At 54.2% G+C, this 11,515-nt stretch carries 9 protein-coding genes; 4 read left to right on the forward strand and 5 right to left on the reverse strand.

What is annotated here, in order from left to right:
• Positions 1-88: 88 nt before the first annotated feature.
• From ACFFLD_RS01705 to doeA, 5 genes are all read right to left on the reverse strand, one after another.
• On the reverse strand, positions 89-1,522 hold the full coding sequence (locus ACFFLD_RS01705) for an aspartate aminotransferase family protein (protein WP_386035729.1): 1,434 nt from the start codon (positions 1,520-1,522) through the stop codon (positions 89-91).
• A gap of 187 nt (positions 1,523-1,709) precedes the next feature.
• Positions 1,710-3,206 carry an NAD-dependent succinate-semialdehyde dehydrogenase gene (locus ACFFLD_RS01710; protein ID WP_386035732.1) on the reverse strand — a complete coding sequence of 499 codons (1,497 nt, stop codon included), beginning with the start codon at positions 3,204-3,206 and terminating at the stop codon, positions 1,710-1,712.
• Between the two features lie 188 nt (positions 3,207-3,394).
• Positions 3,395-3,871, reverse strand: coding sequence for an Lrp/AsnC family transcriptional regulator (locus ACFFLD_RS01715; protein ID WP_386035735.1), 477 nt, complete (start codon positions 3,869-3,871; stop codon positions 3,395-3,397).
• 8 nt (positions 3,872-3,879) lie between these two features.
• Positions 3,880-4,896: a N(2)-acetyl-L-2,4-diaminobutanoate deacetylase DoeB gene (doeB, locus tag ACFFLD_RS01720; RefSeq protein WP_386035738.1), complete on the reverse strand. Its 1,017-nt coding sequence runs from the start codon at positions 4,894-4,896 to the stop codon at positions 3,880-3,882.
• Positions 4,897-4,938: 42 nt separating this feature from the next.
• Positions 4,939-6,138 carry an ectoine hydrolase DoeA gene (gene doeA, locus ACFFLD_RS01725; RefSeq protein ID WP_386035741.1) on the reverse strand — a complete coding sequence of 400 codons (1,200 nt, stop codon included), beginning with the start codon at positions 6,136-6,138 and terminating at the stop codon, positions 4,939-4,941.
• Positions 6,139-6,528: 390 nt separating this feature from the next.
• Between doeA and ACFFLD_RS01730 the strand changes: the two genes are divergently transcribed.
• The 4 genes from ACFFLD_RS01730 (at position 6,529) to glgA (ending at position 11,500) form a co-directional block, all read left to right on the forward strand.
• Complete coding sequence (locus ACFFLD_RS01730) at positions 6,529-7,464, forward strand: 2-hydroxyacid dehydrogenase (RefSeq protein ID WP_386035744.1); 936 nt, start codon at positions 6,529-6,531, stop codon at positions 7,462-7,464.
• A gap of 143 nt (positions 7,465-7,607) precedes the next feature.
• Complete coding sequence (locus ACFFLD_RS01735) at positions 7,608-8,261, forward strand: hypothetical protein (protein WP_386035747.1); 654 nt, start codon at positions 7,608-7,610, stop codon at positions 8,259-8,261.
• Entirely contained in the window at positions 8,262-9,194 is a 933-nt protein-coding gene (locus ACFFLD_RS01740) for a lysine exporter LysO family protein (protein ID WP_386035750.1), read from the forward strand.
• A gap of 635 nt (positions 9,195-9,829) precedes the next feature.
• Positions 9,830-11,500 (forward strand): glycogen synthase GlgA, encoded by a 1,671-nt coding sequence (glgA, locus tag ACFFLD_RS01745; protein ID WP_386035753.1) that lies wholly within the window; start codon positions 9,830-9,832, stop codon positions 11,498-11,500.
• The last annotated feature ends 15 nt before the right edge of the window (positions 11,501-11,515 follow it).

Raw genomic sequence — 11,515 nt, forward strand, 5'->3', positions numbered from 1 at the left:
ACAACCATGCCCGCTAGGTTAGCGGGCATGGTTTTTAACAGTGAGCGTTTTTAGTAATGAACGTTTTTAGCCGCGTCAGCGGCCGCCCTCACACAGTAAAGGCAGCTTCTTGCTGACCGGTCTTGAGGTCGCCAGCGCGCGTCAGTTCATCCGTCACGCGGTCGATGGCGCGTTTGGTGCGGCCAATCATCTCGTCAATTTCACTCCGATTAATCGTCAGCGGCGGCGCAAAGCCCAGAATATCGCCTTGGGGCATAGCGCGGGCTATCAGGTTCTCTTCCATGGCCGCCGCTGCCACACGCGGGCCAACCTTGAGCGCAGGATCAAAGTGAAGGCGCTGCTTGGCATCCGGTGAAAATTCCAGAGCGGCCATTAGACCAACCCCACGCACATCGCCCAACAGCGGATGACCTTCAAAAGTAGCTTTTAACTGCTGCTGAAAGTAACCGCCGGTTTCGGCAGCATTACCGACCAGATTTTCACGCTCAATAATATCCAGATTCGCCAAGCCTGCCGCGCAACCCAACGCATGGCCGGAGTAGGTCCAGCCGTGGCCGATAGGACCATACTCACCGGTGCCTTGCTCAAGCACTTGCCATACCGTCTCACCCACAATCACCCCGGATAGTGGCTGGTAGGCGCTGGTCAAGCCTTTGGCGATAGTGACCAGATCAGGCTTCATGTTGTAGTGGTGGCTGCCAAAATCGGAGCCGGTACGGCCAAAGCCACATACCACTTCATCGGCGATCAGTAGCACATCGTATTTATCTAATACGGGCTGAATAGCGTCCCAGTAGCCTTCTGGCGGTGGCACGATACCGCCGGTGCCAAGTACTGGCTCACCGATGAAGGCGGCGACGGTATCCGGGCCTTCCTCAAGGATCATCGCTTCCAGCTTTTCGGCGCAGAAAGCTGAAAACTCAAGTTCGGTCATGCCGTGCTGCTCGGCGGCGCGCAGGTAATAGTGCGGCGCTTCAGTATGGCGAATGGTGTCGATAGGCAGGTCGAAATGATCATGAAACGCTTTCAAGCCGGTCAGCGAGCCAGACGCAATACCCGAGCCGTGATAGCCGCGCATCCGCGAAATGACCTTTTTCTTCTGCGGGCGACCTAATACGTTATTGTAATAACGCACAATTTTGAGCTGGGTTTCGTTGGCATCACTGCCCGACATGCCGTAATACACTTTAGACATGTTCATGCCAGCGATTTTCAAAATGCGCTCAGAAAGCTCGATCTGGGGCTCGTTGGAGTGGCCCACATAGGTGTGATAATAAGAAAGTTCCAGCGCTTGCTTATAGATTGCCTCGGCCACCTCGGTACGGCCATAGCCGATATTGACGCAGTAAAGCCCGGCAAAGCCATCGATAAACTCGCGGCCATCCAAATCCACAATATTGATGCCTTTACCACCGGTAATCACCCGGCCCGGCGCATCACCGTGAGCAAAATCACGCAGATGGGTAGAGGCATGAAAAGTAACCTTGCGGTCACGTTCGATCAGATCCTGATGCAGGCTCATAGCGTTCTCTCTGTACAGTAAGGCTCCCGGCATTGGGGAGATTGTTCAATAATGATGGCTACCACTTCGCTGGAGAGCTTTGCGAGCAATGGCCAGACAAGGCGGATTCTGGAGAGAACAGCGGAGTTTACGTCCTGTAAATGAGCATGTTCGAACCGGAATCCAACGCCGTATGGCCGAAGCGCAGCTAGCTCCCAGATACCGAACCCAGTGCTCCCAAGCAGTAGTACTTGGTTTCGAGATACTCATCAATACCGGTGGCACCACCTTCACGGCCAAGGCCCGACTGTTTCACGCCGCCAAAGGGAACCGGCGGGCCAGTCATTTTCACTGAGTTGACGCTAACCATGCCGTACTCCAGCGCACGCATCAGCTTCCAGATTCGGCGAATATCGTGGGTATAAATATACGCTGCCAGGCCGTATTCAGTGTCGTTGGCCATCTCGATCACTTCATCGTCGCTGCTATACGCAGTAATGCCGGCGACTGGGGCAAAGTTCTCTTCGCGCCAGACTTTCATCTGCGGCGTTACTCCAGTCAACAGCACTGGCATAAAGAAGTTCTCGCCGGGCGCCTGACTTTGATCCCCCGCCACCAGCGTAGCGCCTTTGGAAATCGCGTCATCGACAATCGCGGCCGCTTTCTCGACCGCCTGACGGTGAATCAGCGGGCCAAGGTCGATCTCGCCTAGCAGGCCGTTACCCACGGTAAGCGCCGCCATACGCTCAGTAAACTCCGCCACGAATTCATCATGGATAGATTCATGCACCAGAATGCGGTTAGCGGCCAGACAGTCCTGCCCGGCGGTCTGAAACTTGGCGTTGACTGCTGCATAGGCCGCCTCTTTTGGGTCCATATCCGGCCCGACAATAAACGGCGCATTGCCGCCAAGCTCCAGCGACAGCCGTTTAACGGTATGCGCGCTCTGTTCAATCAGGAGTCGGCCCACACGGGTAGAACCAGTAAAGGACAAGGCTCGAATGCGAGACTCCGCGCAGAGAATTTTCGAGACTTCCGCAGGCTCGCCCAGCACCACGTTGAAGACACCTTCAGGAATACCGGCACGCTCGGCAAGTTCCGCCAGCGCCAGGGCTGAAAAAGGCGTTTCATTGGCCGGTTTGACAATCACCGGGCAGCCTGCCGCCAGCGCTGCCGCTGCTTTTCGGGTAATCATGGCCAGCGGAAAATTCCAGGGGGTAATCATTGCGGCAATGCCCACTGGCTCCTTGATGGTGCCTAGTGACGCGTTGGGGATATGGCTGGGAATGGTTTCGCCATAAGTACGTTTGCTTTCTTCAGCAAACCAGCGCACGAAGCTAGCCCCGTACTCAACCTCACCACGAGCGTCGGGCAACGGTTTGCCCTGCTCCAGCGTCATAATAATGGCAAGGTCTTCCCGGTTGGCCTGAATCAGGTCGTACCAGGCCAGCAGGCGCTCACAACGTTCATCGACGCGCAGCGCCCGCCACTGCGCAAAGGCAGCCTCGGCGGCGTCCACGGCAGCAGTAATCTGCTCTGCTTCCAGTAGCGGGATGTGGCCAATGGCCTCGTTAGTTGCCGGGTCATATACCGCTTCTTCGCGGCCACCTTCACCGTGGGTCCACTTACCGTTCACGTAGGCGTACTGACGAAACAAGCGTGGATCTTCAAGGCGCTTGGCAAGCGTGGTCGATAGTGACGTCATGGGAGCCTCTCGTAACGTTATGACATTGTCAGCAAGCGCTTATTAGCCTTGCCGTTGAATGCCTTCAGGTTAGCGGAGAAGCGACACGAAGAGTTTTTGAAAACCGAGGCTTATGAGACAACTTTTTTTGTCCACAGCGGATTGGCAGTGGTTTTTTTTTGGTGAGCTTGCGTTGGCAGGGCAACTCGCTACAACACGTCATCGGTATCAATCCCGATAGGTGCGTGCTTCACCGTTTTAGTGACGATATAAGTGAAGTAGCGCTCGATGCCCGCATCAGACACCAGCCATTTATCCATCAGGCGCTGGTAGCTATCAATGGTGCGGGCTTCAAATTTCACCAGATAATCCACCCCACCGCCTACCGCCACGCACTCGGTGACATCCGGGGTTTCCATCACCAGAGCTTCAAAGCGAGAGAAACTCTCGGCGTTATGTTGCTTGAGCTCAATCTGTACCCAGACGGGGTTACGCGGCACCAAGACATCGGTATTGATGCGCGCGCTGTAGCCTTGGATAACCCCGGCTTTTTCTAACCGTTTTACCCGCTCCCAGCAGGGGCTCACCGAGAGGTTAATCGCCTCGGCCAGCTTGGACTTGGTGATTCGCCCATCGCGGGAGAGAATATCAAGTATCTTCAGGTCGTAACGGTCAAGTTTCATCATGCCAGATGCTACGCCTCCAGGCGCTCAACAACATCGGCAATCACCGCTAGCGTGTCACCCATACTGATCAGTGAGGGCGCACGACGAGCCATCAAAATACCGTCCCGCTCCGCTTGATAAGCGACCGGTTCGACACCGCTCCGGGTCATGTCATAGACATAGGCAATGGTTTGGCCTTTTTTGACCTCATCACCCAACGCGACCAGCAGCTCTAATACGCCGGCATGCTGGCTCTGCACGTAACAGCTCGCATCGGGCATATCGAGATACATTTGCCCGCCAGCGGGCATCTCGACCTCGCCCTCCATCAACCCATAGTGGATCAGGAAGTTGCGCACGCCCCGCTCGGCAATAGCGATACTTTCCGGTGTTGAGGTGCCGCCACCGCCAAGCTCGGTCGCCACAAAGACTTTTCCCTGACGCTCGCAGGCGGTGTCAAACAGCTGTTCCGCATCCAGCTCGAACATCACCATCGCGTAAGGAGCGCCAAAGGCTTTTGCACCTTCCAGCGCATCGTGTTGCTGCTGTTTGTTATCCAGTACATGGGAAGCACCAAACGGCAGGATATCCAACGTGCGTCCGCCAGAGTGCAAGTCGAGCACCACATCCGCCATGGGCACCAGCACACGAGTGAAGTAATCGGCAATTTGCGGCGTCACGCTGCCATTGGGATCGCCAGGAAAGCTGCGGTTCAGGTTGCCTTTATCCAAAGGTGAGGTGCGTCTTCCAGCCATTACCGCCGGCATGTTCATGCAGGGGACGATAATGACGCGCCCGGTCAAGTTTTCCGCTTTCAGTGACGAAGAGAGCTTTAGCAGCGAGGTAATGCCTTCGTACTCATCACCATGGTTACCCCCGGTCAAAAGTGCCGTAGGCCCCTCACCGTTCTTAACCACTGTTACCGGAATCATTACCGCCCCCCAGGCGGACTCGTCCACCGAGATCGGCAGCTTCAGAAAGCCGTGCTGTACGCCCTCGGCGTCAAAATCAACGGTGGCGGAAATCGGGCTTGGTCGCATCGTCATGACAAATTCCTTTAACTTACGGATAGCTACTGAAGTGAACCGCTACTTAACAAACAGCTGGCGCGGAAAATTCGCCAGCGTTTCGCAGCCATCCTCGGTAATCAAAATACTCTCGGTAATTTCCAGCCCCCAATCCTCGACCCATAACCCCGGCATAAAGTGAAACGTCATACCGGGCTGTAAAATGGTGTCATCGGAGGGCCTGAGGCTCATGGTGCGCTCGCCCCAGTCCGGTGGGTAGGAAATACCAATCGGATAACCGCAGCGAGCACCGCCACGATCAAAACCATATTTATCCATGGCGGCGCCCAACGCCATGGCGATATCCGCAGTGCGATTACCCGGCTTGGCAACCGCGAGACCGTTTTCGATGCCTTCCAGCAGAGCCGATTCAGCGCGGATAAAATCGGTCGGCGGGGTCCCCAGATAGACCGTACGAGACATCGGCGCGTGATAGCGCTTAAACACGCCGGCAATTTCAAAGAAGGTGCCCTCCCCTTTGCGAAACGGGGTGTCGTCCCAGGTAAGATGGGGAGCAGCGGCATCCTTACCGGTGGGCAGCATGGGCACGATGGCTGGATAATCACCACCAAATACTTTGCCATTCCCATCCACGAAGCCTTCAATGCCAACGCGATAAATCTCCGATACCAGCTTGCTCTTGGGCAAGCCTGGCTCGATCACCTCAAGAATGCGCGAATGCATGCCCTCAACGATCTTGGCGGCAATGCGCATATAGGCAATTTCCTGCTCGGACTTGATTGCCCGGCACCAGTTCACCAGCGCGTTGGCATCCATAAAGCGCGCATGGGGCAGTTCACGCAGAAGACTTAGGTAGGCTTTGGCGGAAAAATAGTAATTATCCATTTCCATACCCACTACGCCGAGATGCCAACCGCGATCCGGCATAATCGACTGAGCCAGGTACTCCATGGGATGCATATCCGGATTCTGTACATAGTAATCCGGATAGTAGGTAATGTTGTCTGGGTCAATCCAGCAGGTGCGCAAAGCACCGTTGGCATCCATGCGCCGCCCGAACCATACCGGCTCGCCTTCAAGACCCACCAGCACACACTGATGCACATAAAAAGACCAACCGTCGTAGCCGGTTAGCCAGGCCATATTGGAAGGGTCACTGACGATCAATACGTCAATACCACGACTGGCCATTTCAGCACGCACTTTCCACAGGCGATTGGCGTACTCTTCGCGAGTGAAAGGCAGGGAAACCTGAGTCATCGGGCAACTCGCCATTAAAGATCACCAAGAACCAGCATGCTGCCAAACGGCATGCCACGCTGGGCCACAGGATCGACCTGGCCACCACCGATCAGGCGTCGGGGTTGCATCTGCCGCGCTTGCAGCAGGCCCGCCAATGTCGTCTTAACCCGATACTAGCACTCCCCCTTGGCTCACGGTCAAAGGCTTTATAACAAAAGTTACTCAAAAAAAGAGCAAAAGCGCATAGTTGTTAACCACATGCAGCTACACGCTTGTTCGTTTAAGGCCGTGGCCATTCATTACCCGACAGCGTCGTCATGCCGTACGCATTGCCTCTCTTGCAACGCTCACCTTACCTCGCCCATGATAGTTATTAATCACAATCCAGCGACAACACCGGAGGCAAAAATGAAAATTGTCGTACATACCGATGACGCAGCACAGTGGCAAGCGGCGCTGTCAGACGCGCTACCTCACGCTAACGTCATGACCAGTGACGCCCCTGCCGATGAGCGAAAAAACGCTGACTACCTCGCCGTGTGGAAAGCCCCTTCCCACTTGCTTAGCGAACAGACGCAACTAAAAGGCATCATTAACTTAGGCGCTGGCGTCGATTACCTGCTTAACACTCCTGGACTGCCTCGCAACGTGCCAATCGTAAAGTTACGCGACGCAGGCATGGGCGACTCAATGGCGGATTATGCCCTATATGGCGTTCTGCACTTTTACCGCAGCATGGATCGCTATGCGCAGCAGCAGCATGACGCTGCCTGGCAACCACACCGGCTAGTGGAAAAATCCCAGTGGCCGGTCGGTGTACTGGGTCTGGGGGCGATCGGTGGTTTTGTAGCCAGTGCACTACAGCAGGCAGGGTTTCCAGTACTCGGCTGGAGCCGCTCTCCCAAACAGATTAGTGGGATTCGTTGCTTTCACGGCGATGACGGTCTAAGCGACCTACTAGGCCAAGTGCAAAGCCTCATCACTATCCTCCCCGACACGAACGCTACTAAACACATTATCAATGCTCAGCGTTTGGCCCAATTGCCCAAAGGCGCCAGCATCATCAACCCTGGGCGCGGCAGTTTAATTGATGAACAGGCTCTGCTAAACGCGCTGGGAAGCCCAGACCAACCGGGGCACTTGCGGGGAGCATTGCTGGATGTTTTCCATGAAGAGCCGCTGCCCGCGAATAATCCTCTATGGCAGCACCCTAACGTGATAGTGACGCCCCATATGGCGGCACCCACTCCGCTTAACGCTGCCATTGATCAAGTCATCGCTTATCTCCAGGCCTTTGAAGCAGGTGAACAGGTCACCACCGTTGACCCGGATGCTGGTTACTGACGTCGCGTTACCCCCTGGGCTATACTAGCTCGCCGGGAACCAAGCACAGACTAAAGGCTCTTAGGAAGACATCGATTGAGGGAGATAGAGCCTTGCATACTGTTTTTAAAAGATTTTCTAGTCGAACATTAACAGCAGTGGGCGTGAGCGCTTCCGCACTCTGCGCAAGTGAATTAGCCATTGCCGCAGACACGCTACAAGCTCCCCAACCCTTTGAAGCCAACTATCGGCTAGAGGTACGCGGCTGGCCTGGAGCGACCATTACCCACCGCCTTTCTAATGAAGGTAATCATTGGTTAAGCGATATGAGCTTTTCAATTGCCGTCGCTCGGGGGCAGGAATTTAGCCGTTTTTCGTTAAATGACGATGAGCCCCATGCCTTGCTCTATAGCAGCAGCTACTCGGTGCTGGGCGTAGGCGATAGTTATCAGTTAAGCGACCGAGAAATACCCACGTTGGACCGCCAAACGGCTCTGTTTGAGCTATCGCGGCGAGCAGGACATGAAGACTGTACCCAGCAAGCTCCTTGTGACATCGAGTTTGTCGATCATAAAGGGCGTGATGAGCACTTCCAATACTACGTGACGGAGCCATCTACCATCAGCGTACCGGCAGGCGACTTCGAGGCGCTCAACGTATCGCTGATGGATGCTGAAAAACCTGATCGCGTGCTTAACATCAGTTTTCATCCTGATTGGCCTGGGCTAATTCTCTCGGCGGTTTATGAAAAAGAGGGGCGCCGTGAAACACGGTTAACATTGACTCAGTTCACACCTAATGGGGGCGCGACGCCCTAAATGCTTTCGGGTTTATTAATCGTTCTACTACCGCTCGTCCTGGGCTATCTGGTTCGGGTGCGTTCCACACCGTTATTACGGCTGATCAACCAGGCGGTTAACGGCTCGGTGTATCTGATATTACTGCTGATGGGGATAAGCCTTGCCGGCCTTGAAAACTTCTCCAGTCAGCTCTCGCGCCTGGGCAGTAATGCGCTTGTGCTGTTTAGTATTACCACACTGTTTAATCTAGCGGCGCTATGGTGGTTATCGCGCCGTTTAACGCTTCAGGCAGGCAACTCACCGGTGGTGAAAAATGCCCCTATCAGCAAGCTGGCCGCCATGCGTGGGTCTTTACTGCTAGTCGTGGTGGTCGCGGGCGGTACCATGGCAGGTCTGCTGGCGGGCCCATCGGTGGGAGACGGCCTTTTCAGCACAGCCGATGCGCTGGCGGAGGGCGTGCTGTATGTATTGCTCGCGTTGATTGGCTGCCAATTGCGTAACTCCGGCATGCCGCTGAGGCAAATCCTGCTCAATCGGATGGGGCTGGCCATGGCGGTGACGCTGGCGTTGAGTTCGCTGCTCGCTGGAATTATCGCCGCGCCGCTGCTCTCGCTGAGCTGGAACGAGGGTCTAGCCATGGCGGCTGGTTTTGGCTGGTACTCCCTCTCGGCGATTCTGATTGGTGACCAGCTTGGCCCGCTGATGGGAGGAGTGGCTTTTTTTAATGATCTTTTCCGTGAACTGCTGGCTTTTATATTGATCCCGCTAGTGATTCATCGTCACACCGCCCTGGCCATTGGTTATGGGGGCGCTACCTCAATGGATGTCACCTTGCCGGTCATACAGCAACACGGTGGTGTGGCCTGCGTGCCGATTGCGGTCGTCAGTGGCTTTTTGCTGTCGCTGCTTTCTCCGCCGCTTATTCTGTTTTTCCTGTCGCTATCACCCTGATTCGCCAAGCGTTACATCACCTGCCACTACGTCCCCAGGCAAGCCTCTCAGCTTGCCTGGCCGCTACCCTGTATTATCCATGATGTATTACGCATGCTGCTGAGCATTGCTTTTACTGCTCTGTCGGTGCTTGGAAAACAACACCTCTCCCGCTACTTAGCCAATGCTGCGCTGCAACTAAAAAGCATTTAATAAACAAGTAAAATCCTCTAAAAATATACATAAGTTAAAAACTTTAATAACAGCATTTAAAAATAAATTTTATTTTTAAATGCAACAACATCACTACTCTTAACACTTGTTAAAAAACCACCATAAGCATTTAATAAGAAAGCCTTTAGCAACCTTGTAAACATTTTATAAACACTACCACAGTCATTTTTTTAAACAACCAAGACTAAGGGTTGATGTAGGTTATGGCTGCTACCCTCTTCGCCACCTTATGATTTTTCAACTACAGTTTGTAATGCTGGTGGTTAGTTAAATAGCTCGCGTAACAAAAGCCACCCGTTTAGCAAAAACTCCCGACGCGAGGCCTGGCGGCAGGATAGCCCGAGGCACAGCCAGAGAGTCAGTAGTTAACATGAATTCTCTAGTTAAATGTTATTAACCATGATATTCCAGGGAGGTTGAACATGGGCGAAGTGGCTTTGAGCGAAGTTTCTACTGATGAAAGCATGACTGAAGAGACCATGCTAGAAGGTAAAGAAAAAAAGACATTAAGTCTGCTCAAAACTCCCTTTACGCAGCGTCAAACAGTTTCTAAACAATCTTTACATCAGCCGACTAGCGAACATCATAATGATATTATTGATCGCTCTAGTGATGATCCAGACGATGCCCAACGCATTTTATTTGTCACCACAGAAATTACTGATTTCGTTAAAGTAGGCGGATTGGGTGATGTCTCTTCAGCACTCCCCAGGGCGCTTGCAGCGCACCATGATGTGCGCGTATTGATCCCTGCCTATCGGGAAATGCTTCAGTCTGAGTACGATATCGTGACCGTTGGCCATGTGCCCGCGTTTGCCGGGATGCCCGCCTGCGATATTGGCCGCATTACCTGTAGCGACGGGCTAATCCTGTACGTATTGCTATGCGATGAGCTGTATGACCGCGAAGGCACCCCTTACGGTGTTGGCTCAAGCGGTTATGGCGACGGCCAGGATGAAGGTTGGCATGATAACGATATCCGCTTTGCGCGCTTATCCCGCGCGGCCGCCGATATCGCGTTGGGCAAGGCCGGCCTGGACTGGCAGCCTCAGCTTTTACACCTGAATGACTGGGCGTGTGGCTTGGCGCCCGCCTATATGCAATGGGAAGGCAAGACCATCCCCAGTGTGTTCACTATTCACAACTTGGCGTATCAGGGCGTTTTTGACGCCTCACGTCTTGACCCCCTGGGCATCCCACGCGACGCGTTTCATATCGACGGCGTTGAATTCTATGGCGACGTATCCTTCATGAAAGCCGGGATCGTGTATGCCACCCAGGTGACCACGGTCAGCGCGACCTACGCCCAAGAAATCACCACGCCGAAATTTGGCTGTGGGCTTGATGGTTTACTCCGCTGTAAAGCCGAGCATGGGTGTTTAAGCGGGATCCCCAATGGTATTGACGACTCATGGGATCCAAGCACCGATAGCCATTTAGTTCAGGCTTTCTCTTCCAACGATTGGCGCGGCAAGCAGGCCAATGCCGACTATGTACGTCGCTATTTTGGCCTGACGCCCGGCCAGGGCCCGTTATTTGCAGTCATTTCCAGAATGGTCCATCAAAAGGGCCTGGACCTGACCATCGAAGCGGCGAAGGCCATTGTTCACGCAGGCGGCCAGATTGTCTTTATGGGCTGTGGTGAATACCACGTCGAAGAATCTCTGCGCCAGCTGGCAGCCCGCTTTCCAGGCGCCATAACGGCCTACATCGGCTTCGATGAGTACCAAGCTCGCTGCCTGTTCGCGGGAAGTGATTTTCTGCTCATGCCGTCACGCTTCGAGCCATGCGGTTTGAGCCAGCTGTATGCCCAACGTTTCGGCTCCCTGCCGATTGCCCACCGCACTGGCGGTCTAGCCGACACGATTGAGGATGGCGTAACCGGCTTTCTGTTCGATGACATGCAGTTCGGTAGCTACATGCATGCAATCCAGCGTGCGTTTGCAGTGCATAAGTCGACCGATCTGTTCAACGCCATGCGTTGTGCCGCCATGACGGGGCGCTACCACTGGCGGCAGTCTATCGTGCCCTACAGCAAGCTCTACTTACGGGCACTCGAGCAGGCAGAAGACAAAGCGACGCTACACCAGTAAAAGGAGGCGATACGC

The sequence above is a fragment of the Vreelandella sulfidaeris genome, from assembly GCF_042429665.1.
Lineage (GTDB): Bacteria > Pseudomonadota > Gammaproteobacteria > Pseudomonadales > Halomonadaceae > Vreelandella.